The sequence below is a fragment of the Streptomyces sp. NPDC002851 genome (genome assembly GCF_053591935.1).
Genome location: NZ_JBSFUT010000001.1, coordinates 124,169 through 148,465 on the forward strand (window position 1 = coordinate 124,169; position 24,297 = coordinate 148,465).

Here is a 24,297-nt window from a genome sequence, read left to right on the forward strand (position 1 = left end):
CGTGAAAGCTCGTTACCGACGGGTACCCAAACGGAATGCCGGGCCGTACGCTCCCCTCCATGACGGACTCGCAGGCCCCCACCGCCCCGGAAACCAACGACACCGCAGCCGCGGCGGGCACCAACCCCGTGGCTCCGGCCCCCGACGGCGCCCGTACCGCCGCCGATGTGGTCACGCCCGAGCTGATCGCTCAGCTCACCCGCGATGTCGTCGGTTCGGGCCGTACCGCCAACCACACGCCGTTCACCGGCGAGAAGTTGGCGGACCTGCCCGAGTCCACGCCGGACGATGTCGCGCTCGCCTTCGAGCAGGCCCGCGCCGCGCAGCAGGTCTGGGCCGCCACCCCCGTACGCAAGCGGGCGGCCGTGCTGCTCCGCTTCCACGACCTGGTCCTTCAGCGCCAGGCCGAGGTTCTCGACCTGATCCAGCTGGAGACCGGCAAGGCCCGCCTGCACGCCCACGAGGAGGTGCAGGCCGTCGCCGTCGCGGCCCGCCACTACGGCCGCAAGGCCCGCGCCTATCTGCGCTCCAAGCGGCACACCGGCGCCGTACCGACCCTCACCAAGGTCACCGAGAACCGGGTGCCGCGCGGGGTCGTCGGCCAGATCGCGCCCTGGAACTACCCGCTCGAACTCTCCGTCGGCGATGCCCTGCCCGCCTTCGTCTCCGGCAACGCGGTCGTCATGAAGCCCGATACGGAGACCTGCCTGACCGCCCTGTGGGCCCGTGACCTGCTGATCGAAGCGGGCCTTCCGGCCGAGGTCTTCCAGGTGGTGCTCGGTGAAGGCCCGGTCGTGGGCCCGGAGTTGGTCAAGCACGCCGACTACGTCTCCTTCACCGGCTCGACCCGCACCGGCCGCGAGGTCGCGCAGGGCGCCGCCGCCCGCCTCGTCGGCGTCTCGCTCGAACTCGGCGGCAAGAACGCCATGCTGGTCCTCGAGGACGCCGACATCGAGAAGGCGGCGGCGGGCGCGGTGCGCGCCTGCTTCTCGTCCGCCGGTCAACTCTGCATCTCCATCGAGCGGTTGTACGTCCACGAGTCCATCGCGGACGAGTTCGTGCGCCGGTTCGCCACGCGTACGAAGGCGATGCGGCTCGGTACGGCACTCGCGTACGGCGCCGATATGGGCTCGCTGGTCGGGGAGCGGCAGCTGGAGACCGTCCAGCGGCATGTCGAGGAGGCCGTCGCCAAGGGCGCCAGGGTCGTCGCGGGCGGCAAGGCCCGGCCCGACCTCGGCCCGTACTTCTTCGAGCCGACCATCCTCGACGGCGTCGAGACGCCGATGGCGGTGTGTGCCGAGGAGACCTTCGGCCCGGTCGTCTCGATCTACCGCTTCAGGGACGAGGACGAGGTGATCGAGCGTGCCAACGCCACGTCGTACGGCCTGAATTCCTCGGTCTGGACGAGGGACGGCCGCCGCGGCCGCGCCGTCGCCGCCCGGCTGCGCACCGGCACCGTGAACGTCAACGAGGGCTACGCGCCCGCGTACGGCAGCGTCCAGTCCCCGATGGGCGGCATGAAGGACTCCGGTCTCGGCCGTCGGCACGGCTCCGAAGGCATCCTCAAGTACACCGAGGCGCAGACGGTGGCGCACCAGCGGATCATGCCGATGGCGCCGTCCTTCGGCATGGACGACGCGAGTTACGCGGCGTTCATGACTCGCAGCCTGCGCGCGATGAAGGCGTTCCGGCTGCGCTGACGCCGGGCGCTCCCGTTTTGCTCGTACGTCGTTGACCTGCACGTTTCTATGGAGGTACCGGTGTCCCAGGACGAGTCTGCCCAGAAACAGGAGGGCCGGGACGGCCGGGTCGCCGAGCTGGCCGTCCCGGCATACGACTATGACGTCATCGTCGTCGGCTCCGGATTCGGCGGCTCCGTCTCCGCGCTGCGCCTGACGGAGAAGGGCTACCGTGTCGGGGTCCTGGAGGCCGGGCGGCGATTCACGCGCGAGACGCTGCCGAAGAACTCCTGGGACCTGAAGAACTACCTCTGGGCCCCGGCCCTCGGCCTCTACGGCATCCAGCGGATCCATCTGCTCGGCAATGTGATGGTGCTCGCGGGCGCCGGGGTCGGCGGCGGCTCCCTGAACTATGCGAACACGCTCTACGTACCGCCGAAGCCGTTCTTCGACGACCCGCAGTGGCGGCACATCACCGACTGGCAGGAGGAGTTGAAGCCGTACTACGACCAGGCGCAGCGGATGCTCGGCGTACGGCTCAACCCGACGATGACCCCCTCGGACGTCCATCTGAAGGCGACCGCGCAGGCCATGGGCGTGGGCGACTCCTTCCACATGGCGCCGGTCGGCGTGTTCTTCGGCGACGGCGAGGACGCCGGGGGCGAGGCGAAGGCGAAGTCCGGGCCGGGAGGCCAAGAGGTCCCCGACCCGTACTTCGGCGGCGCGGGCCCGGCGCGCAAGGCGTGCACGGAGTGCGGCGAGTGCATGACGGGCTGCCGCCACGGCGCCAAGAACACCCTCAACGAGAATTACCTCTATCTCGCCGAGAAGGCGGGCGCGGTCGTCCACCCGATGACCTCGGTGGTCACCCTCACGGAGGACTCGCGCGGAGGCTTCGCCATCGGCACGCTGCCCACGGACGGCAAGCGCAAGGGCAAGGGCCGGACCTTCCGGGCTCGCCGCGTCGTGATCGCCGCCGGTACGTACGGCACTCAGACCCTCCTGCACCGGATGAAGGACGCGGGCCTGTTGCCGCATCTCTCCGGCCGGTTGGGCGAATTGACGCGTACGAACTCCGAGGCCCTGGTGGGCGCGCAGACCGACAACCGGCGCTACCGCAAGCGCCATGGCGCCGCCAAGGTCGACTTCACCAAGGGCGTGGCGATCACGTCCTCGATCCACCCGAACGAGAACACCCACATCGAGCCGGTCCGCTATGGCAAGGGCTCCAACTCCATGGGCGGCCTGACGGTCCTCCAAGTCCCGTACAGCACCCACCGGGTGCTCGGCTGGCTCGGCAACTGCGCCCGCCACCCGTGGCTCACGCTCCGCTCGCTCTCCAACCGGCGCTGGTCGGAGCGGACCATCATCGGCCTGGTGATGCAGTCCCTGGACAACTCGCTGACCACGTACCGGAAGGAAAAGGGCCTGGGCAAGGGCCTGTTGACGGCCCGCCAGGGCCATGGCGCGCCCAACCCGAACCAGATCAAGGAGGCCACCGAGGCCGCCTCGCTGCTCGCCGAGGAGATCAACGGTTTCGCCGGGTCCAACGTCGGCGAGCTGATCGGCACCCCGCTGACCGCGCACTTCCTGGGCGGCTGCCCGATCGGCGACTCCGCGGAGACCGGCGTCATCGACCCGTACCACCGGTTGTACGGGCACCCGGGGATCTCGGTGGTCGATGGCGCCGCGGTCACCGCCAACCTCGGGGTCAACCCGTCCCTGACGATCACCGCGCAGGCGGAGCGGGCGATGTCGCTGTGGCCCAACAAGGGCGAGAGCGACCCGCGCCCCGCGCCGGGCGCGGCCTACGAGCGGGTCGCGGCCGTGGAGCCCAAGTCGCCCGCGGTGCCCGCGGACGCGTTCGGGGCGCTGCGGCTGCCGTTCCTGGGGATGCCCGCGGTGCCGCCGAAGAAGGCCTGAGAGCACACGCGTTGCTGCGGTCTCGGGTAGAGAGCCGCGGTCTTGGGTCCAGCGTCGCGGTCTCGGGTACAGCGAAGGGCCTCGCGGAGGGTGATCCGCGAGGCCCTTTGCCGTAGCACCGACGTCAGGGCAGCGTCGGTGCCGCAGGGCGGCGCCGGGGGGAGTGCGCCGCTGGTTCGGGGTGCCCGGTCGGCACCGGCGCGCAGGGGGCGCGCCAATGGTCTCGACCAATGGCAATGCAGTTGTGCACTGCGGGAAGTGCGGTCGGGCTACTGAGCATCGTGCTGGATGAGTCGCGGCCTGCGCAACCGTTTCGGCTAGTTCTGGCCGCGGTTGCGAAGGGCCGTCGGCCGGCTCCGGGCGTCCCCGGAGCCGACCAATCTTTCCCAGGTGACCGGGCTGCTGTCCCCTGCCGACCGATCACACTCTGGAGCGAGGTCCCACGACGTACGGCACGATCCGGACGTCTCATCGCTCCAGCGGAGCCACGCGTGGTTCTTTCGGGCCCGCCCCTGGCTGGCACGGACACCGGGACCAACGAAGCCCTCGGCGGGCCGGTCACGCGCCGTACGGGTGAGAGCGCGTCCGAACTCAGATACGCCCCGCGGCGAAAGGCTGTGGTGCTGTGGGCGAGTGGAGCTCCTCAGACGCGGCCGCGGCACAGCTCGAGCAGCGTCATGGCGAGGGAGGTGCCGGGCTTGCCGAGGGCGTCCCGGTAGTGGGCGAGGATCTCCATCTCGCGGGAGAGGTTCACGCGGCGGCCGCCGGACGAGATACGGGACTCCTGGATCACGGCCGAGACGGCCATCCGTTCCTGGACCAGGCCAATGATCCGGTCGTCGAGCGCGTCGATGCGTTCCCGCGCGTCGGTGATCATCCCGGCGGCCTCGGGGGTACGGGCGCCGGTCTTCTCGGTGGCCGTGGCCGTGGCCGTGGCCGTGGCGGTGGTGGGGTTGATGGCGGCGGTGGTGACGGTGTTGTCGGTGGTGACGGTCATGGTGTCGGGGCTCCTCGCCGTAGTGGTGGGCGGTGCCCCGGAGCGGCAGGACCCGGGTGGAAAGCGACAGGCGCCCCGGGCCTTGTCGGCCCGGGGCGCCTGGGAAGTCGCTTGTCAGGTACTCAAGCAGCTCGACCATGGCAGCCGGCGGGCCGGTTGCCATAGGTAAAGAGGAAGCCGAGGTGCTTGGTCACGCGGACAGTATGCCCCCACGCGCGCGTGCACGGTCAATCCCGGACCTGGAGCGGTTCGGATGGTGAGACGCAGGCCTCGGACAGTGCGACGAAAAGGCACTTCCCGGCCCCGTTAGAATTGACAAACACAACCCCTTGTTCCACGCCGGAAGGCCGCGCCCGTGCCCTCAGCCTCTCCCGCTGCCACCGCGCCCGACACCGTTCTGGTCGTCGACTTCGGTGCGCAGTACGCCCAGCTCATCGCCCGCCGCGTACGTGAGGCCCGGGTCTACAGCGAGATCGTGCCCAGCACCATGCCGGTCGCCGAGATGCTCGCCAAGAACCCCGCGGCCATCATCCTGTCCGGCGGCCCCTCGTCCGTGTACGCCGAGGGCGCGCCCAGCCTCGACCGGTCGCTCTTCGAGGCCGGGGTGCCGGTCTTCGGCATGTGCTACGGCTTCCAGCTGATGGCCACCACGCTCGGCGGCACCGTCGACAACACCGGCGCCCGCGAGTACGGCCGTACCCCGCTGCACGTATCGAAGACCTCCTCGACGCTCTTCGAGGGCACCCCGGACGAGCAGTCCGTGTGGATGTCGCACGGCGACGCCTGTAGCGCCGCTCCCGAGGGCTTCACGGTCACGGCGTCCACGGACGTCGTCCCGGTCGCGGCCTTCGAGAACGACGAGAAGAAGCTGTACGGCGTGCAGTACCACCCCGAGGTGATGCACTCCACGCACGGCCAGCAGGTCCTCGAGCACTTCCTGTACCGCGGCGCGGGCCTGACGCCGAGCTGGACCATGGGCAACGTCATCGAGGAGCAGGTCACCGCGATCCGCGAGCAGGTCGGCTCGCGGCGCGCCATCTGCGGCCTCTCCGGCGGCGTCGACTCCGCGGTGGCCGCCGCGCTGGTCCAGAAGGCCATCGGTGACCAGCTGACCTGCGTGTACGTCGACCACGGTCTGATGCGCAAGGGTGAGACCGAGCAGGTCGAGAAGGACTTCGTCGCGGCCACCGGCGTGCAGCTGAAGGTCGTGGACGCGCAGGAGCGCTTCCTGAAGGCGCTGGCCGGGGTCTCCGACCCCGAGGAGAAGCGGAAGATCATCGGCCGGGAGTTCATCCGGGTCTTCGAGCAGGCCCAGGCCGAGATCGTCGCCGAGGCCTCGCACACCGACGAGCCCGTCGAGTTCCTGGTGCAGGGCACCCTCTACCCCGATGTGGTCGAGTCCGGTGGCGGCACCGGCACCGCCAACATCAAGTCCCACCACAACGTGGGCGGCCTGCCCGAGGACCTCGAGTTCCGGCTCATCGAGCCGCTGCGCAAGCTCTTCAAGGACGAGGTGCGCATGGTCGGCTCCGAGCTCGGCCTGCCGGAGGAGATCGTTCACCGCCAGCCCTTCCCGGGCCCCGGCCTCGGCATCCGGATCGTCGGCGAGGTCACCAAGGACCGCCTCGACCTGCTCCGCGAGGCCGACGCGATCGCCCGCGAGGAGCTCACCGCGGCCGGCCTCGACCGGGACATCTGGCAGTGCCCGGTGGTGCTGCTCGCCGACGTCCGCTCGGTCGGCGTCCAGGGCGACGGGCGGACCTACGGCCACCCGATCGTGCTGCGCCCGGTCTCGTCCGAGGACGCCATGACGGCCGACTGGACGCGGATGCCGTACGAGGTGCTCGCCCGCATCTCGACCCGGATCACCAACGAGGTCGCCGAGGTCAACCGCGTGGTGCTCGACGTGACGAGCAAGCCGCCGGGGACGATCGAGTGGGAGTGATCAGCTCCTGCTGCTGAGTCTCTGGAGAGCTCTGGAGAGCCCCTACGTCCGCCTGACGGTGCGTAGGGGCTCTTCCGGTTTGCAGATCTGTATGGCCAGGTACTTTCCGTCCTCGACGTATGTCCGTACGACCTCGGTCAGTTCGGCGCGGAAGAGGTGGAAAGCGTCCGGGTCCGGCGGTGCGGACTCGCCGGTGTAGCGGGCGCGCTGCTCCGGGTCGTGCACCTCGACGGCGCGACCGGCGATGCGTACGTCGCCGGGGCCCGACTCGTCCGCGGTGCCCGGGTTGGCCTGGAGGTTGAACCGCGGGTCGCGGCGCAGGTCGAGCGCCTTGCGGGAGCCCGGCATCATGCCCAGCCACAACTCGCCCGCGACGAAACGGACTTCGATGCCCGTGGTGCGCGGGGAGCCGTCCTTGCGGAGGGTGGCGAGGACGTGGTGCGTGAACTGCGCGAACCGGTTCTCGACGGTCTTGGCGAAGTCGGGTTCCGCGGCGGCAAGGGCTTCCCAGGTGACGGCGCCCTGTCGGCCGACGGCTTCGGCGGCGGCTTCCTTGTCCGCGTCCTTGTCCGCGTCCTTGTCTTTGCCGATGCCTTTGTCGATGTCCTTGTCTCTGTCGATGGTCATGCGGTCGATTCTTACGTGGGCTCGGGGCTCGCGCAGGGTTACGCACTCTCTTCACACGGCGGCCCTGGTCACCTGGGTTGACCGGAGGTAACTTCCGGCCCCTACAGCCAGCAATGGAGGGACCAGGGACCATGACCGCGCCCACGCCGCCGTCGCCCACACCGCCCACACCACCCACGCCGCCCACGCCGATACCCACCGAGCAGCTGCACTTCTCCCTGCCGCCCGTGCATGAGTCGCTCGCGGAGGAGCGTCGGCACCGGAAGGAACGCCTCGCGGGTGCGCTGCGGCTCTTCGGGCGCTTCGGGTACGAGGACGGCGTATCCGGCCATATCACCGCGCGGGACCCGGAGTTCGCCGACTGCTACTGGGTCAACCCCTTCGGCATGCCGTTCAAGCACATCACCGTGAGCGACCTGATCCTCGTCAACGGCGAAGGGCAGGTCCTGGAGGGGCGCCGCCATGTGAACCAGGCCGCGCTCACGGTGCACGCCCAGGTGCACGCCGCCCGCCCGGACGCGGTCGCGGTCGCGCACTGCCACTCGCTGCACGGCCGTGCCCTCTCCGCCCTCGGCGAGCTCCTCGAACCGATCACCCAGGAGGCCTGCGCCTTCTACGAGGACCACGCCCTGTACAACGCCACGACCGGCGTCGCCGTGGACGCCGAAGAGGGCCGCCGGATCGCCGCCGCGCTCGGGCGCAACAAGGCGTTGGTCCTGCGCAACCACGGGCTGCTCACCGTCGGGGACTCGGTGGACGCGGCCGCCTGGTGGTTCATCTCCATGGAACGCTCCAGCCAGGTGCAGCTGGCGGCGCGGGCGGCGGGGCGGCCGGTGCTCATCGGTCACAAGGACGCCGTGTCCATGCGCGACCAGCTCGGCGCCGACCTGGTGGCCTGGATCAACTACCAGCCCCTGTGGCAGGACATCAGCCGCGCCGAGCCGGACCTGCTGTCGTGACCAGCGGGGCGGACGGGGCGGACAGGGCGGACGGGGCGGGCGAGGCGTCGGCGTCAACTCCGTGCATGGCCCGTCACCCGCTCTGACCTGACCGTTGGCCCAGCGTCCGTTGCGGTGCGGCACAATTCCCAGTCACTGCAAGGAGGTTGAGGCCGTCGGCGTCCCGATGTCTGGTAAACGGCAGCGCATCGGCGAATTCATCGGCGAATTCATCGGCGAATTCATCGACGGCTCATCAACGGCATTCGGGACAAGGGCGGGGTGCGCGCGTGGCGGTGCAAGCGGACAGGGAGGGCAGGCACGAGGCACCCTTCGAGGGCACGTACGAAGGCGCGTCCGCGGGCGCTTACGAAGGCGCGTACGAAGACCGGTCCGCGGGCGGCGCTTACGAAGGCACGCCCGAGAGCGTGCACGAGAGCACGCCCGAGAGCGCGCACGACGGCGGCCGCCCCTGCGACACCTGCCCCCACGGCGCACGCGAGAAGCACCGCAAGGCCGTCGCCGCCTTCCTCGCCCTGCGCGACGAACTGGCCAGCGGCATCGGGCTGCCCACCGCCCTCGCCCACTCCACCGGGGCCTCCCGGCAGTGGGTCTCGGACGAGCTGACCCAGGCCGCCGCGGCCGTCGCCGAGCACGGCCGGGCCGAGGGCGAGGCCTGGCTGCGGGAGCTGTGGCGCCGCACCCTCGTGGTCGTCTGGGGGACGGTCGCCGCACTGCTCGTCGTGCAGGCCGTCACCGCGGTCGGTGCGGGCTGGACCACCGCCCGCACCGCGGGCCTGACCGCGGCGGTACTGGTCGGCGCCACGCTCACCGGGGCCGCCTGGGCACACCGGGAACGCGGCGGGCTGCTCGCTCCGCTGCTCGGCGAGGACAACCGGCTCTCCACCTCCCGGGCCGTCGCCGCCGCCTGGGTCCTGTTCGTCGGCTACGCCGTGCTCGTACTCGCCGCGGGGCTCGCCCTCGCCGGTACCCCGGCCGACCGCGACGCCCTGCTCGCCGGGGTCCAACCCGCCCGCGCCGCCGGTCTCCTGACCGTCCTCGCCGCCGTCTGCGGGATCGCCGTGCTGGTCCGACGGGTCGTCGCGGTGCGGGTCCGGGGGCAGCGGCTCCAGAAGGTGCCGGCCGACCGGCCCCGCGCCGCCGACCTGCTCACCGACGACGCGGGCCGCGGCAGCTTCGCCGATACGGTCTACGCCCTGCTCAACGCCGTCGCCCTCGTCTTCGCCGGGGTACGCCTGGCCCGCCGCCCGGACCAACTCCCCGACCTCCCCTGGGCCCTGGCCCTCCTCACCCTGGTCGCCGCCCTCACCTACCTGGCGGGCAAGCACGCCGAGGGCGGCCGCCCCGTACTCCTCTCCGTAGTCCGGGCCCGGGAGCCCGGCGACCTGGACGCCCCGATCCGCACCGGCGACGACATCGAGCTCCGCGGCGCCGGGTTCGTACCCCCTGGCGCCCGCACCCCATACGGGCTCGCCCGCACTACCGTCCGCATCGGCGCCGTCCACGTCCACGTCCCCCTGGTCCCCACCCCCGGCGGCTTCACCAACCCGACCGACACCGTCCTCACCGTTCCCGTCCCCGCGGAGGTCGAGGCGGGCTGGGTCGAGGTCCTGGTGGTGACGGCCGCGGGCATGGAGACCAACCGGTGTGTGATCGAGGTGCGGGACTGAGGTGCGGGACTGAGGTGCGGCGCTGAGGTATCGGGGCTGAGGGGTGCGCCGGGCGGGGCTGGGCTGGACTGGGCTGGTGGGGGCGAGCCGGGGCGGGGCGGTCGGCCCGCGTTTGGTCGGCCCGCGGGCCGTCTCTGGTCGGGCCGTGTCGGGTCGAGGCGTGTCGGGCCGGGTCGTGTCGGGTCGAGGTGGGCCGTGTCCGGTCGGGCTTCGGGCTGGTGACGGGCGCGGCGATGTGGGACAGGTGCTGTTGGCTCGGGCCCGTGTCGAGCTGGGTTGTGTACCTGACGGGAGGGCTCGGTGTGTGTGAGGGAGGGGCTCAGTGGCGGGCTCGTGGTGGGTTGGCCGGTGGGCTGACGGGGGTCTGGTGACCGGATGGTCATGGGTCGGTCGGCTGTGATGACCGGGGCTTGAGTTGTCTGTGTGGCGCCGGAGTGATGGACCGAGGGATTTTTCCGCGTCCGGGGAACGATGGCTCGCGGCACCACTGGTGGGTCGGGTGAACTTACGTATGGTCTTTTGACGGAGGGGTGTTGACGGACCAACGGAGAGGCGGCGGCACGATGGTGCACAGTGTGAACCCCGACCCCTACATCACCCGGGTCGCCGGTGGCGGTTGGAGGGAGGCCGCGGTACGCCACTCCCTGCTGCCGCTGCGGATCTTCCTCGGCGTCACTTTCATCTACGCGGGTCTGGACAAGCTGACCGACCCCTCCTTTCTCTCCGCCACGGGCGCCGACTCGATCGGCGAGATGATGCGCGGTGTCCGCGACACCGCCGCCATCCCGGCCCTGGTGGACCTGGGCCTGAACAACCCGGTGGCCTTCGGCTACGCCATCGGCATCGGCGAACTCCTCGTCGGCCTCGGGACCTTCTTCGGACTGCTCACCCGGCTCGCCGCGTTCGGCGGTGCGCTGCTCTCGCTGAACTTCTGGCTGACCGTCAGCTGGGCGGTCGAGCCCTACTACTTCGGCAACGACCTCCCCTATCTCATGGGCTGGGTACCGCTGCTGCTCGCCGGGGCCTCCTCGTTCTCCCTGGACGCCGTCCTCCGGGCCCGGCGGCGTATGCCATAGCCCACCGTGGCCGCGACGGCGGCGAGGAACAGGCCGCCGCAGACCGCGGGGAACGCCAGGAACCACGGTGTCTCCCAGGCGCCGCCCGCGTCACCGGCGTAGGTGATGCCGACGCCGATCAGGACGAGGCCCGCGACCAGCTTTCCGGGCTGGAACTCATGACGCAGCACGGTCCACCTCCACCTGTCCGATACCGACCTCGACCCGCAGCTCGATGGTCCCTCCGTCCTTGCTCCCGCCCGGGGGTTCGAGCGTTGTGGTGCGCTCCTGACCGGGGGCTATGTCCACGTCGTTGCCGCGGGTCGAGGGCAGTCGGATGTCGCCGACGCCCACCTGAGCGTCCAGCCGCACCGTCGCGTCCTCGGGCACGACGATCTTGATCCGGCCCGCGCCGACCTCGGCGCCGGTCGTGAGGGTCCGGTCCTTGCCGAGGTCCACCGAGCCGAGGTCGAGGGTGCCGACGCCTGAGCCGAGTTCGTACTGCCGCTGCACCTCGGCGACCGTGGTGGGCCGCCACTCCTGCCGCACCCATGTGGTGCTGATGTTCTCCGGCAGGGCCGCGGCACCGGTCAGGAGGCCCGCCGTGAGCACGGCCAGGACTATGGACCCCACGCCCGTGCGCCCGAGGAAGGCACTGACCGCGATGCCCAGGCCGAACACGGCGAGCGCGCAGGCCAGCCCGAGCTCCAGGCTGGTGCTCAGCGAGGCGGAACCGCCGTGCTCTCCCCAGGAGAGGCCGGTGCCCAGGCCGCCCGCGATCAGGGCGGCCAGGAACACCCAGCCGCCGAGCCAACGGGGGCCGCGCTCCTTCGGCGTGGGCGCGGGCCGGGGGTGGTCGTGCGCCGGGATCGTGCCGTCGGCGCGGGGCACCCAGGCTTCGCTGTCCATCCGGACGTCGACGCCCCTGAGCTCGGGCGGGCCCCAGAAGTAGCCGGTGGCGCCGTCGTGCGTGCCGTCCTTGACTATGCGGTCGCGCCACCAGGAGGGGGCGGTGGCGGCCGGTGGGGGCTTGGCCTCGGGGGGTGCGTCGGCGACGGTCTGGGACGTCACCGGGTCGGGGGCGGTGGTGTCGCGGTGCTGCGACCAGTACCCCGCGCCCGCGAGCAGCAGGCCGAGCACCGCGGCGAAGGTGAGCACCCCGCCGTTGTTCAGCATCGACAGGAAGAGTCCGCAGCCGACGAGGGCCAGGAGCAGCGCGGTAAGCCCGGCGCCGGTCACGCGGCCGGTGAGCAGCTTGCGGCCTTCCGGCTCGTCGTCGCCGTCCGCGGGCAGGACCAGCCAGGCGAAGCCGTAGAAGATCAGTCCGAGTCCGCCGGTGATGGCGAGCACGGACAGGCCGATACGGAAGATCACCGGGTCCATGTCGCAGTGCCGCCCGAGCCCGGAGCAGACCCCGCCGAGGATCTTGTGCTGCTGGTCCCGCCGCGGCCGGTCGGGCGCCGGGGGCTTGCTCGGCTCGTCGCCTCCGCTGTGGGACCACCCGCCGTCGTCCGGGCCGTTCGGTCCGCTCGGCGCGTTTGGTCCGCCTGGTTCCCCCGGGCCGCCCGGATCGTGCGGGTCGCTCGGGCCAGCCGAACTGCTCTGGCCAAGTGGGTTGTTGGGGTCGTTCGCGTTGCCCGCATGGGCTGGGCCGTGAACGCCGAGGGATCCGTCCGCGTCCGTACTCGCTGCCTCGCCCGCACGGCCGGGAAGACTCGTGCCGCGAGGACCGGATGGGCCGCTCGCCGAGCCGGGACCGTGCAGATCGCGCGCGAGGCCCGGACCGGCTGGATTGCTCGGACCGCCCGCGTCGCGAGGAGTACTCGCATGATCCACACCGCTCGGGCCCGTCGGACCGACTGAGCCGCGGGGCACCGCCGGACCGCTCGCGCCGCCATGCGCGCCGAGCCCGGTCGGCCCGTGTGGCTGCTGCGTCCGGGCGTGCGGGCCCGCCGCGGCGGCGGGTGGGCCGGGCGGTGCGGCGGCGTGCGGCGCGATGGCCGCGGCGTGGCGGTGATCGGTCATGCGTCCATGGTGACCGGCCGAGCGCCGCTGCGGCAGGCGGGACAACCCTGGCTGGTCCCTGATATCGACCCTGACTGGTTCGTCCCCTGTGTGGGGGACGCAGAGATCAGGGACGTCTCGGGGGAGACCCTGATACCGCGACCGGCCGCCGCGTGTGACCATCGATGACATGCCAGCCGCCGCAGCGCCCACCGATGAGCCGCAGCCGCTGCGCAAGCTCTACCGCAGCGGCGAGGGTCGCTGGCTCGGAGGCGTTGCGCGCGGTCTCGCCGGCCATCTCGGGCTGCCCGTGATCTGGGTGCGGCTGATCTTCGTCGGCCTGTTCATGGCGAACGGCCTGGGGGCTCTGCTCTACGCCGCGTTCTGGTTCTTCGTGCCGCTGGGCGTCGGAGGTGTCGGGGGCTTCGGCGGTGTCGGAGCCGCGTGGCAGCACGCGGTCACGACCGAGACGGGGCCCGACGGGCGCCGCAGACTCTCGCTGCGCAAGGTCGACAAGGGCCAGCTCATCGCGCTGCTCGCCATGGTCGTGGTCTCCGCGGTCTTCATCGGCACGATAGATATCAGCGGCCCGGCGAAGGCGTATCTCTTCCCGATACTTCTGGTCGGCGCGGGTGTCGCCCTGGTCTGGCGGCAGGCGGACAACGCCCGCCGGGCCCGCTGGATGGAGGTTGGCCGTCGGCGCCGCACGCTCCACCTCGCCCGGGCCGCCGCCGGTGTCGCCCTGGTCGGCACGGGTGTGACCGGAATATTCGTGCTCCAGGGCTCGGTACGAGACCTCGGCGCCGTTTTGCAGGCCGCGCTCGCCGTGTTGGTCGGCATCGCGCTCCTGGCGGGCCCGTATCTGGTCCGTATGACGCAGGACCTCTCCGAGGAGCGGCTCATGCGGATCCGTGCCCAGGAGCGGGCCGAGGTCGCCGCGCATGTGCACGACTCGGTGCTGCACACCTTGACCCTGATCCAGCGCAACGCGGAGAGCGCCAACGAGGTCCGTCGGCTCGCCCGTGCCCAGGAGCGTGACCTGCGCACCTGGCTGTACCGGCCCGCGGGCACCGGCAAGGACGAGGCGGAGGAGCCCGAGACCCTGGCGGACGCGGTGCGCACGACCGCGGCCGAGGTCGAGGACAAGCACGGCGTCCCCCTGGAAGTGGTCGTCGTGGGCGACTGCCCGCTCGACGAGAAGTTGACCGCACAGATGCAGGCTGCGCGGGAAGCGATGGTCAACGCGGCGAAGTACGGTGGCGGGGGCGGTGCCGTCCAGGTCTTCGCGGAGGTCGAGGGGGAGACGGTCTTCGTGTCGGTGCGGGATCGGGGGCCGGGGTTCGACCTGGATGCCGTTCCCGCGGACCGGATGGGCGTACGGGAGTCGATCATCGGCCGGATGCAGCGGAACGGCGGTCGGGCGCGGCTGCGCGCGGTGCCCGACGGCGGCACCGAGGTCGAACTGGAGATGGAGAGGGCGGAGAGGACGTCATGAGCGACGAGACCCAGGGGACCGGGGCCGTGGAGCCGACGGAGCCTGCGACGGGCGACGGCCTCGGCTCCGGGTTTCCCGAAGGCTCCGACCCCACCGAGTCCCCAGCCGAAGCCGAAGCCGAGGCCGCGGCCGAGCCCGACGCCAAAGATGTCGGGGTATCCGGTGATGCCGTCCGCGGTGAGCGTCGCGTCCGTGTAGTTCTGGTCGACGACCACCGGATGTTCCGTACCGGTGTGCAGGCGGAGATCGGCCGGACGGAGGTCACCGGTGTCGAGGTGGTGGGGGAGGCGGCCGATGTCGATCAGGCGGTCTCGGTGATCGCGGCGACTCGGCCGGAGGTTGTCCTGCTTGACGTCCATCTGCCCGGGGGCGGCGGGGTCGAAGTCCTGCGCCGTTCCGCTCCGTTGATGGCGGACGTCGAGAATCCGGTCCGGTTCCTGGCCCTGTCGGTTTCCGATGCCGCTGAGGATGTGATCGGGGTGATCCGCGGGGGCGCGCGTGGATACGTGACCAAGACGATCACGGGGACGGATCTGGTCGACTCGATCTTCCGGGTGCAGGAGGGCGACGCGGTGTTCTCGCCGAGGCTCGCCGGGTTCGTTCTGGATGCCTTCGCGTCGACGGATTCGCCGCCGGTCGACGAGGACCTGGACCGCCTCACTCAGCGGGAGCGCGAGGTGCTGCGGCTGATCGCGCGTGGGTATGCGTACAAGGAGATCGCGAAGCAGCTCTTCATCTCGGTGAAGACGGTGGAGTCCCATGTCTCCGCGGTGCTGCGGAAGTTGCAGCTGTCCAATCGGCATGAGCTGACGCGCTGGGCGACGGCGCGCCGCCTGGTGTAGGGGGCGACGGCCGGGCCGGGCTTCCCTCGGCCTCCATGGTTCTCAGGCCACCCGTGTGGCCCCCGCCCACGGCATCGAGTCCACCGGGGCCAGCCGGACCGGGGCGCCGGGGTTGGGGGCGTGGATCATCTGGCCGTTGCCCACGTAGAGGCCGACGTGGCTGATGCTGGAGTAGAAGAACACCAGGTCGCCGGGGGCCAGTTCGGAGCGCGAGACGGGGCGTCCGGCGTTGATCTGGGTGTAGGTCGTCCGCGGCAGTGAGACCCCCGCGGAGCGGTAGGCGGCCTGGGTGAGGCCCGAGCAGTCGTAGGCGTCCGGGCCGGTCGCGCCCCAGACGTAGGGGCTGCCGAGAGCTTCGTACGCGAAGGAAATGGCCTGTTCGGCACGGGCGTTGGGGGCGGTGACCGGGCCGCGGGGTGCGGAGCGGTCGGCCCGGGTCGCGTCGGCGTCGCCGCCGTGCAGGCCCAGGGTGATGTCCTCCCGCTGTGCGGCGGTGAGGCGGTCGAGGAGGCGTTTGGCGGAGTCGAGACGTTGGGTCACGACCTTCTTGTGGGCCCGCAAGTCGGCCTGGTGCGTGCGGAGGTCGTCGCCCTCGGCGCGGGCCGCCCCCCGGAGCCGGTCGAGCTCGCGCAGCTGGTGCCGCACCCGGTCGATGACGGCGGCCTGCCGTCGTCCGGCCCGGTCGGCGAGGGTGACCCGTTCCAGGTATGCGTCCGGGTGGGAGGAGAGGGCGAGCTGGACGCCGGGATCGATCCCGCCCGAGCGGTACTGGGCGGCGGCCGCGGAACCCAGTGCGGTGCGCGCCGAGTTGAGGTCCTCGGCCCGGCGCGCGGCCTCGTCCTGGAGGTCGTTCACCCGGTCCTGAGCCTTGTCCGCCCGCTCCTTCGCGCCGTTGTACTTCTCGGTGGCGATCTCCGCCTCGTGGTAGAGCTTGTCGACCTTGGCCTTGACCTGGGCCGGAGTGAGGGGCGGCTCCGCGGCCCCGGTGCCGTCGAAGGCGGTGGCGCTCGCCGCTCCGGCCAGGGCCAGCGTGGCGGCGGTCCGGGCCGTCGGACCGGAGAGCGGGCGTTGCTTGGGCTTGCGGTGGGCGGCCACGGAACAACCACTTCCTCACGGATCCGGCGGCGGACCACAGGGGGAGTGGGCCGCCGCCGGATCTCTTCTCGGCGGAGGTGGCCGACTGCCGTCCCGTTGCCGGGGCGGTGGTGGGGCGCCGGTCACCTGGTGAGGGACGCTAAACCTCTGTGTCACGGTCCGGTGACGGAATGTGCGCAACTGGCGGGAGGGGTTTGGACGGTGACCGCATGTGACCGAATGGAGGGGCAGTGGCGCCGTAGATACGTACGCCTGTGACCGATGTGGCGGTTGTGGCCTACCTGGTTACGGAGCGGTGGTACGGCCGACCCGGCTAGGCTCCGGGCTCATGGACGTACTCATCAACGTGTTCGTCGCGCTGCACATCATCGGCATCGCCTCGCTTCTGGGCGGCTTTCTCACCCAGATGAAGGCCATGGGCGAGGGGGCCGCGCGGTTCAATCCGGCGATGCTGCACGGCGCGCTGACGATGCTGGTCACCGGCGTGGCTCTGGTCGGCCTGAACCAGGCGGACGGGGAGTCCGTCAACAACATCAAGATCGGCGTCAAGCTCGCCGTGTTGATCGTGATCCTCGCCCTCGTCTATGTGAAGCGGGACGAAGAGCGGGTGGACAAGGGCGTGTTCGCCGCCGTGGGTGCGCTGACCACCGCGAACATCTTCATCGCGACGCTCTGGACCTGAGGGCCCGACCCTCTGGCTGACCTGAGGGTCGGCCGGGCGTATGACAGAGGCCCCAGCCGATCACGACAAAAGGCCCCAGCCGATCACGGCCGGGGCCTCAGTCATGTGCGCGACCGCGGGCTACGCCGGGCGTACCACGCTGTGGATCGGCATGTAGTAGATGGACTCGGTCCGCACGTTCGTCCCGGGCTTCGGGGCGTGGATCATCTTGCCGCCGCCGATGTAGATGCCGACGTGGCTGATGTCGTCGTAGAAGAAGACCAGGTCACCCGGCTTGGCGTCGGCGGTCTTCACCTTGGTGCCCACCTCGACCTGGTCCCAGGTGGTGCGCGGCAGCGAGATCCCGGCGGACGCCCAGGCGTCCTGGGTCAGGCCGGAGCAGTCGTACGAGTCGGGGCCGGTGGCGCCCCAGACGTACGGCTTGCCGATCTGGCCCTCCGCGAAGTTGATCACCTTGTTGGCCATGGCGGCGTACGAGGACGTGCCGCCGGTCGAGCCGTCGGACCCGGAGTTCTGGTCCTCCTGCTCCTGCCGCGCCTTCTCCTCGGCCTCGCGTCGGCGCTCCTCCTCGGCGGCCTGCTTGCGGGCCAGCTCCTCGGCCTTCCGCTTGGCCTCCGCCTTCTTCTTGCGCTCGATCGCCGCGAGCCGCGCCTTCTCCTCGGCGGTCAGCTTCGAGAGCAGCTCGCGCGCCTCGGTGAGTTTGGCCTGTACGTCCCGTTTGGTCCGGCGCAGCGACGATTGTGACTCGGTGAGCGACTCCAGGCTCTTGCTCGCCTCGCCGCGCTTTTCGGTGGCCTTGGCCTGCTGGGCCCTGAAGTCGTCGACGGCCCTCTTCTGCTGGCTGCCGAGCCGGCTCATCAGCTGGCGCTGGTCGAAGAGTTCCTGCGGGTCGTCCGCGAGCAGCAGGTTGGCGGTCTCCGACGTGCTGCCGTTGCGGTACTGGGCGGCGGCGATCGAACCGAGCGCGCGCCGCGCCTCGTTGAGCTTCTCGGTGCGCTCGGCCACCTCGTCGAGCAGCTTGTCGACGCGGCCGCGCTGCTTCTCCGTACGTTCCTTGGCCGCGTTGTACTTCTGGGTGGCGACGCCGGCCTGGCGGTAGAGGTCGTCGACCTTCTTCTGGACCTCTTCGAGGGACGGCTTCGGCTTTCCGGGAGCCTTGGGGGCGGCGTTTGCGCTCTGCGACAGGAGGGCCACGGAGGTCAGGGCGGCCGTGGTCATGCCGACGGCCTGCGACGTTCGTATGAGACCGGACCTGCTGCGCGGCTTGCGGTGCGACGCCAAGGGAGGCGCTCCTTCCGTAGACCGCCTACCGGGTTAGCTGTCGGGTTCGGGCGGGTGGTTCGGAAGGCTGCCCTACGGTTCCGTACCAACTGCTGCGCAGTTACCAACTACTTACGTAGTTGGGTACGGGACCGATTCACCCCGGTGTGGAAGTGGGTCCCCGGCTCCGGTTTGTCTGTCACGCCCCGGACTCGGCGGAGGCCACCCGGACCGGCGTGGTTCGCCGGAGGTGGGGACGGGCAGCCCGTGGAGCACGATAAGCAACTCGTGTGGTTGCTGTGAAGGTTGGTGTTCGATATGCCCGATACATTTCCGTGACTTTGGCGTGACCTTGGCGGAGCGGTGGCCGAACGACGGCCGGACAGTGGCCCTGTGTGCCTGCCCGAACACGGCGCGCAGGTCCGGTGACCGAGCCGCTCTTCGCGAACCCGGGGTCGGCTGTCAGTGGGGCCGCCTAGACTCGGTAGGCGATGAGCAGCCTCTTTGACGACAGCTTCCTGGCGGACCTCAAGCCCTCGGACGACGGGCCCCCGCCGCCCCCCGAGGAGCACGCTCCGGAGGAGATTCCGGACGACCTCTTCGAGGGCCGGTTCGACGGGCCCGCGGCCGGTGCGGCCCGGGACGCCTACTACCGCGACGGCGCCGCCCGCCCCGCGGTGGACCCGGCTGCCCTGCTCGACGGCCTGAACGACAACCAGCGCGCCGCCGTCGTGCACTCCGGCTCCCCGCTGCTCATCGTGGCCGGTGCCGGTTCCGGCAAGACCCGGGTGCTCACCCACCGCATCGCGCACCTCCTCGCGGAGCGCAAGGTGCATCCCGGGCAAATCCTCGCGATCACCTTCACCAACAAGGCCGCGGGCGAGATGAAGGAGCGCGTCGCGGACCTGGTCGGGCCGCGGGCGAACGCGATGTGGGTGATGACCTTCCACAGCGCGTGCGTGCGCATCCTGCGCCGCGAGTCCAAGAAGCTCGGCTTCACCTCATCGTTCTCGATCTACGACGCCGCCGACTCCAAGCGCCTGATGGCCCTGGTCTGCCGTGACCTCGATCTGGACCCCAAGCGCTTCCCGCCCAAGTCCTTCAGTGCCAAGGTCTCGAACCTCAAGAACGAGCTGATCGACGAGGAGACCTTCGCCGACCAGGCCGCCGACGGCTTTGAGAAGACCCTCGCCCAGGCGTACGCGATGTACCAGCAGCGCCTGCGCGAGGCCAACGCCCTCGACTTCGACGACCTGATCATGACGACGGTCCACCTCCTCCAGGCGTTCCCGGACGTCGCCGAGCACTACCGGCGCCGCTTCCGGCACGTGATGGTGGACGAGTACCAGGACACCAACCACGCCCAGTACGCCCTGGTGCGCGAGCTCGTCGGCACCGGCGAGCCCCCGGCCGACGGCGGCCCGGCCATCGAGCCCGCCGAGCTGTGCGTCGTGGGCGACGCCGACCAGTCCATCTACGCGTTCCGCGGCGCCACCATTCGGAACATCCTCCAGTTCGAGGAGGACTACCCGGACGCCACCACGATCCTCCTGGAGCAGAACTACCGCTCCACACAGACCATCCTGAGCGCCGCCAACGCGGTCATCGAGCGGAACGAGAGCCGCCGCCCCAAGAACCTCTGGACCAACGCCGGGGACGGCTCGACCATCACCGGCTATGTCGCCGACACCGAGCACGACGAGGCGCAGTTCGTCGCCGACGAGATCGACCGGCTCACCGACGCGGGCGACGCCAAGGCGGGCGACGTCGCGGTCTTCTACCGTACGAACGCTCAATCCCGTGTCTTCGAAGAGGTCTTCATCCGCGTCGGCCTGCCCTACAAGGTCGTCGGCGGCGTCCGCTTCTACGAGCGGAAAGAGGTCCGGGACGTCCTCGCGTATCTGCGCGTCCTGGCCAACCCCGAGGACTCGGTACCGCTGCGCCGCATCCTGAACGTCCCGAAGCGCGGCATCGGTGACCGCGCGGAGGCGATGATCGACGCCCTGTCGCTGCGCGAGAAGATCAGCTTCCCGCAGGCGCTGCGCCGTGTGGACGAGGCGTACGGCATGGCGGCCCGCTCCGCCAACGCCGTGCGGCGGTTCAACACCCTGATGGAAGAGCTCCGCACCATCGTCGAGTCCGGCGCGGGACCGGCTACGGTCCTGGAGGCGGTGCTCGAACGTACCGGGTACCTCGCGGAGTTGCAGAACTCCACGGACCCGCAGGACGAGACCCGGATCGAGAACCTTCAGGAACTCGCAGCCGTGGCCCTGGAGTTCGAGCAGGAGCGCGGTGAGGGCGAGGAGACCACGCTCGCCGAGTTTCTGGAGAAGGTCGCCCTCGTCGCCGACTCCGACCAGATCCCCGACGAGGACGAGGACGGCTCGGGCGTCATCACCCTGATGACCCTGCACACCGCCAAGGGCCTTGAGTTCCCGGTCGTCTTCCTGACCGGCATGGAGGACGGCGTATTCCCGCACATGCGCTCCCTCGGCCAGACCAAGGAGCTGGAGGAGGAGCGCCGCCTCGCGTACGTCGGCATCACGCGCGCGCAGGAGCGGCTCTATCTGACCCGCGCCACGATGCGCTCGGCCTGGGGTCAGCCGTCGTACAACCCGCCGTCCCGCTTCCTGGAGGAGATCCCGGACAAGGACCTGCAGTGGAAGCGCACGGGCTCGGCGGCGCCCCCGGCGTCCTCGGCGGCCTCGGGACCGGCCGGAAGCGTGGCCTCCGCGCTGTCGTCCTCGCGTGCGCGCCGCGGCCCGTCCGGCTTCGCCACCCAGCGCTCGGGCGACAAGCCGGTGATCTCACTTGCGGTCGGGGACCGGGTCACGCACGACCAGTTCGGCCTGGGCACCGTAGTGGCGGTGGAAGGCGCCGGGGAGAAGGCGCGGGCGACGATCGACTTCGGTGAGCCGAAGCCGAAGGTGCTGCTGCTGCGGTACGCGCCGGTGGAGAAGTTGTAGGCCGGGGAGCTCTCGGGGGGGGGCGCCGGACGGCTTGATTCCGGACGGCGGGCCCTCGTTCGGCTACTGCGGGTCCAGGCCGTGGCTGCGGAGCCAGGGCAGGGGGTCCACGGCCGAGCCGCCGCCGGGGCGCACCTCGAAGTGCAGGTGCGGGCCGGTCGAGTTCCCGGAGTTCCCGGAGTACGCGATCGTGTCCCCGGCCTGCACCGAACCGCTGCGGATCTTGGTGCTGGAGAGGTGGCAGTACCACGTCTCCGTGCCGTCCGGAGCGGTCACGATGGCCATGTTCCCGTACGCGCTGTTCCACTGGGTGCGCACGGTGCCGTCCGTCGCCGCCATCACCGGCGTGCCGTACGAGATGGGGAAGTCGATGCCGGAGTGCACGGACATCCAGTTGATGCCCGCCTGACCGTAGAGGGCGCTGAGTCCGTGCTGCGCGACCGGCAGCGCGAACTTGGGGCGCATTGCTTCCTTGCGCGCCGCCTCGGCCGCCTTACGCTTCCGCTCGGCCTCCTGGCGTTCCTTGAGGTCGATACGTTCCTGGGTGCGGCTCGCCCGGTCGGCGAAGTCGTCGGCGTCCGCGGAGAGGTTGGCGAGCTGGGTGTCCAGCTTGTTGTTGGCGGCGGACGGCTTCACGGAGCTCGGGTCGGGGGCCGCTGCCTGCGGCTTGGCCTTGTCCTTTTCGTCGCCCATGCCACTGACCACGGAGGCGGCCGCGATACCCGCGACGCCGAGTGCACAGACCGAGGGCACGGCGACGGTCAGCAGCGCGGAGCGCTTCGCGGGGGCGCGCCGACGGCTGCGGCCGCGCCCGCCGCCGGGTCCGTGCGGTCCGGCGTACGCCGCGGCGTCGGGGTCGGGGGCGTCGTCGGGGTGGCCGGCGTGGTGGTCCTCGGTGCTGCCGTCGCCGGGGTGGGTGTCCGTGGCGAACTCGGCCGGGCTGAACTCTGCCTCGGCGCCGTCCTGTTGGGCCGCCGGGTCGGCGTAGGCGGCCTCGGGCTCGAAGGCCGATGCCGTGGAGGGCGCCGCGTACGCCTGGTAGTCGCCGGTGTCGGCGGGGCTTGGCGTCTCGTGGAGGCCCGTGACGTCGGCGCCGGAGTTCCAGGCCGTGGCGTCGTAGACGCCGCTGTCGACGGCGAGGCCGTGTTCAAGTCCCTGCGGCTGCTCGAACGTTCCGGTCTGCTCGTAGGCACCGGTCTGGTCATACGCGCCGGTCTGGTCGTACGCGCCGGTCTGCTCGAAGCCGCCGAGCTGGTCGTAGGACCCCGTCTGCTCGTACATCCCGGTCTGCTGGAACGTCCCGGTCTGTTCGTAGGTTCCGGTCTGCTCGAAGCCGTGGGTCTGCCACTGGCCGGTGGCGTCCCATTGTTCGGCGGGGTGCGGGCCGGGCTGGGCCGGGATGTCCGCGAGCGGCTGGTGGCCGGTGTTCTCCCAGGCGGCGGAGGTGTCGTAGCTGCCCGTCGCGTATCCGGCGTCGTAGCCGGTGTGGCCCTGTGCGGCGTACGGGTCGTAGCTCGCGTACGCGTCCTGGGTTCCGTTTGCCCACTGGCTGTTGCCCCAGGTGCCGCTCTGCCACTGGTCGGTCTGCCCCGCGGGGTACGCGTCCGTGGTTCCGGGAAGGGCGCCGAACAGCGGGTCGGCGTCGAAAGAAGTGGTGTCGCAGGCGCCGGTTGAGTAGCCGTCGTAACCGGCGGCATAGCCGTGCTGGTCGTTCACCAACTTCTCTTTCGCCTCGACAGCGGGGGGAGGGGGCGGAGCAGTGCGGTGACTGTACCCGGCGGTACGCGACGCCGACAATCTTCCGGAGGTTTCCCCGCTGCAGGAAACGGGCATTCGGCTGTCTTTCGGCGGACAGCAGGCAGAGCCTTGGCCCTTCGTTCGGCAGTTGTTCGACCAGGGTTGGTTCTCGTCAGGCCACGGAGGCGGCCTCCTGGTCGGTGGTCGCGGCGGTCATCGGCCCGTCGGCATCGATCGCCTCACGGACGGCCGTTGCCACCGCCGGGTGCACGGGCAGCGCGAGGTGGCCGATGCCGGTTACGCGGATGTCGTGGGCGCGCAGGTCGGGGTGGTCGACGCGGGCCGTCTCGAGGGGGTTCATCAGCGGGTCGAGCTCGCTCCAGAAGCTCACGAACCGGGTGCGGCAGCCGGGCGCGGGCTCCTTCAGCTCGGCGATCAGGTCGGACTCCGGCCGCATCTGGCGGACCACCGGGTGCGCGTCCATCAGCGGTGCGACGGGCGTGCCGCCGTGCGGTGTGCCGAGCGTGACCAGAGTGCGGATGCGCCGGTCGCCGCCGAGGCGCTGCGCGTAGTAGCGGGCGATCAGACCGCCGAGGCTGTGCCCGACGAGATCCACCTCGTCGTGCCCGGTGCGGGCGCAGATCTCCGCTATACGGCGGCCGAGGTCCGCGGCCGTGGCGCGGATGTCCCCGGCGAACGGCGAGTAGTTGAGGGCCTCCACGTGCCGCCCGCCGTCCTTGGCCAGGGCGCGGCGCAGCAGTACGAAGACGGAGCGGTTGTCGACGAAACCGTGCAGCAGGACGACGGGCCGCTGTTGCGCCGGAGTGCGCGGGAGCCGGGTCGGGCGGCGGTCGTTCTCGGCAGTCTCCGTGGCGGACTCCGTGGCGGGCTCCGTGGTGCCGTCCGCGGTGGTCTCGGGGCGTGGTGGAGTGCCAGGTTCCGGGTCGCCCTTGGCCGGTACGGCGGGCGGTGCCGGGTGGCGCTCGTCGGTGATGCCCGAGGGGTAGAGGAGCAGATGCCCGGCCAGGACGACGAGTTCGAGAGCGGTGGCCTTCAGGAGAGCCACGGAGAGCCCGAGGTGCGGTGCCGGTCTTGCGGGAGGTGCGAGGCGCGGCACTTCGGGAAGCACAGCCAGCGCAGACAGCGTCAGGGGCAGGAGTTTCATGGCCGACCTCCCAGCGACAGCCGAAGGGCGGCTCTGTCCCCCGTCTGTCCTCACGGGGCGCCGGTGAAGGTCGGCGGTGCAACGGCGGATGCCGGTGACGCGCTCTTCGGGCGAGCCGTCGGCGACACCGGTGCCGATGCACCGCACCACCACGCCGTGCGGCTGACGGCATGGGGGTGCGGCGATCTCGTGCGGC

General features: G+C 70.9%; 17 protein-coding genes and 1 riboswitch. Of the genes, 10 read left to right on the forward strand and 7 right to left on the reverse strand.

Features of this window, described 5'->3' with window-relative positions; all coding sequences use genetic code 11:
• The first annotated feature begins 59 nt into the window (after nt 1-59).
• Nucleotides 60-1,700: a succinic semialdehyde dehydrogenase gene (locus ACWD10_RS00645; protein ID WP_451085428.1), complete on the forward strand. Its 1,641-nt coding sequence runs from the start codon at nt 60-62 to the stop codon at nt 1,698-1,700.
• Between the two features lie 60 nt (nt 1,701-1,760).
• Complete coding sequence (locus ACWD10_RS00650) at nt 1,761-3,602, forward strand: GMC oxidoreductase (protein WP_451085430.1); 1,842 nt, start codon at nt 1,761-1,763, stop codon at nt 3,600-3,602.
• Between the two features lie 643 nt (nt 3,603-4,245).
• Here ACWD10_RS00650 and ACWD10_RS00655 read toward each other — a convergent pair.
• A complete protein-coding gene (locus ACWD10_RS00655) occupies nt 4,246-4,599 on the reverse strand; it encodes a chorismate mutase (protein ID WP_451085432.1) in 354 nt (117 codons plus the stop codon).
• Nucleotides 4,600-4,954: 355 nt separating this feature from the next.
• On the opposite strand from ACWD10_RS00655, the gene guaA reads away from it, so the two are divergent.
• A complete protein-coding gene (gene guaA / locus ACWD10_RS00660; protein ID WP_451085434.1) occupies nt 4,955-6,544 on the forward strand; it encodes a glutamine-hydrolyzing GMP synthase in 1,590 nt (529 codons plus the stop codon).
• A 42-nt stretch (nt 6,545-6,586) separates the two neighbouring features.
• Here the strand turns inward: guaA and ACWD10_RS00665 are convergent, their stop codons facing one another.
• A complete protein-coding gene (locus tag ACWD10_RS00665) occupies nt 6,587-7,171 on the reverse strand; it encodes a pyridoxamine 5'-phosphate oxidase family protein (RefSeq protein WP_451085436.1) in 585 nt (194 codons plus the stop codon).
• 131 nt (nt 7,172-7,302) lie between these two features.
• Between ACWD10_RS00665 and ACWD10_RS00670 the strand changes: the two genes are divergently transcribed.
• The 3 genes from ACWD10_RS00670 to ACWD10_RS00680 all read left to right on the forward strand — a co-directional run bounded on the left by ACWD10_RS00670 (nt 7,303) and on the right by ACWD10_RS00680 (nt 10,876).
• Entirely contained in the window at nt 7,303-8,130 is an 828-nt protein-coding gene (locus ACWD10_RS00670; protein ID WP_451085437.1) for a class II aldolase/adducin family protein, read from the forward strand.
• Between the two features lie 407 nt (nt 8,131-8,537).
• A complete protein-coding gene (locus ACWD10_RS00675) occupies nt 8,538-9,800 on the forward strand; it encodes a hypothetical protein (protein WP_451085867.1) in 1,263 nt (420 codons plus the stop codon).
• Nucleotides 9,801-10,363: 563 nt separating this feature from the next.
• Nucleotides 10,364-10,876, forward strand: a complete 513-nt coding sequence (locus tag ACWD10_RS00680) for a DoxX family protein (RefSeq protein ID WP_451085439.1) — start codon at nt 10,364-10,366, stop codon at nt 10,874-10,876.
• Between the two features lie 156 nt (nt 10,877-11,032).
• Here the strand turns inward: ACWD10_RS00680 and ACWD10_RS00685 are convergent, their stop codons facing one another.
• Complete coding sequence (locus ACWD10_RS00685) at nt 11,033-12,619, reverse strand: PspC domain-containing protein (RefSeq protein WP_451085869.1); 1,587 nt, start codon at nt 12,617-12,619, stop codon at nt 11,033-11,035.
• A 430-nt stretch (nt 12,620-13,049) separates the two neighbouring features.
• Between ACWD10_RS00685 and ACWD10_RS00690 the strand changes: the two genes are divergently transcribed.
• Together ACWD10_RS00690 and ACWD10_RS00695 are read left to right on the forward strand one after the other, a co-directional pair.
• Entirely contained in the window at nt 13,050-14,354 is a 1,305-nt protein-coding gene (locus tag ACWD10_RS00690) for an ATP-binding protein (protein WP_451085441.1), read from the forward strand.
• On the forward strand, nt 14,351-15,196 hold the full coding sequence (locus ACWD10_RS00695) for a LuxR C-terminal-related transcriptional regulator (RefSeq protein ID WP_451085442.1): 846 nt from the start codon (nt 14,351-14,353) through the stop codon (nt 15,194-15,196). The genes ACWD10_RS00690 and ACWD10_RS00695 overlap by 4 nt, the downstream gene beginning before the upstream one ends.
• A 42-nt stretch (nt 15,197-15,238) precedes the next feature.
• Here ACWD10_RS00695 and ACWD10_RS00700 read toward each other — a convergent pair whose 3' ends face one another.
• Complete coding sequence (locus ACWD10_RS00700; RefSeq protein WP_451085444.1) at nt 15,239-16,291, reverse strand: NlpC/P60 family protein; 1,053 nt, start codon at nt 16,289-16,291, stop codon at nt 15,239-15,241.
• A 328-nt stretch (nt 16,292-16,619) separates the two neighbouring features.
• Between ACWD10_RS00700 and ACWD10_RS00705 the strand changes: the two genes are divergently transcribed.
• A complete protein-coding gene (locus ACWD10_RS00705; RefSeq protein ID WP_451085446.1) occupies nt 16,620-16,973 on the forward strand; it encodes a hypothetical protein in 354 nt (117 codons plus the stop codon).
• Nucleotides 16,974-17,093: 120 nt separating this feature from the next.
• Here ACWD10_RS00705 and ACWD10_RS00710 read toward each other — a convergent pair whose 3' ends face one another.
• Nucleotides 17,094-18,254, reverse strand: coding sequence for an NlpC/P60 family protein (locus ACWD10_RS00710; protein WP_451085448.1), 1,161 nt, complete (start codon nt 18,252-18,254; stop codon nt 17,094-17,096).
• Nucleotides 18,255-18,260: 6 nt separating this feature from the next.
• Nucleotides 18,261-18,461, reverse strand: a riboswitch (cyclic di-AMP (ydaO/yuaA leader).
• Between the two features lie 263 nt (nt 18,462-18,724).
• On the opposite strand from ACWD10_RS00710, the gene pcrA reads away from it, so the two are divergent.
• On the forward strand, nt 18,725-21,199 hold the full coding sequence (gene pcrA / locus ACWD10_RS00715; protein WP_451085450.1) for a DNA helicase PcrA: 2,475 nt from the start codon (nt 18,725-18,727) through the stop codon (nt 21,197-21,199).
• Nucleotides 21,200-21,262: 63 nt separating this feature from the next.
• On the opposite strand, the gene ACWD10_RS00720 is transcribed toward pcrA, so the two are convergent.
• Nucleotides 21,263-22,915 (reverse strand): M23 family metallopeptidase, encoded by a 1,653-nt coding sequence (locus ACWD10_RS00720; RefSeq protein WP_451085452.1) that lies wholly within the window; start codon nt 22,913-22,915, stop codon nt 21,263-21,265.
• A gap of 193 nt (nt 22,916-23,108) precedes the next feature.
• Complete coding sequence (locus ACWD10_RS00725) at nt 23,109-24,101, reverse strand: esterase/lipase family protein (RefSeq protein WP_451085454.1); 993 nt, start codon at nt 24,099-24,101, stop codon at nt 23,109-23,111.
• Nucleotides 24,102-24,297: the final 196 nt, after the last annotated feature.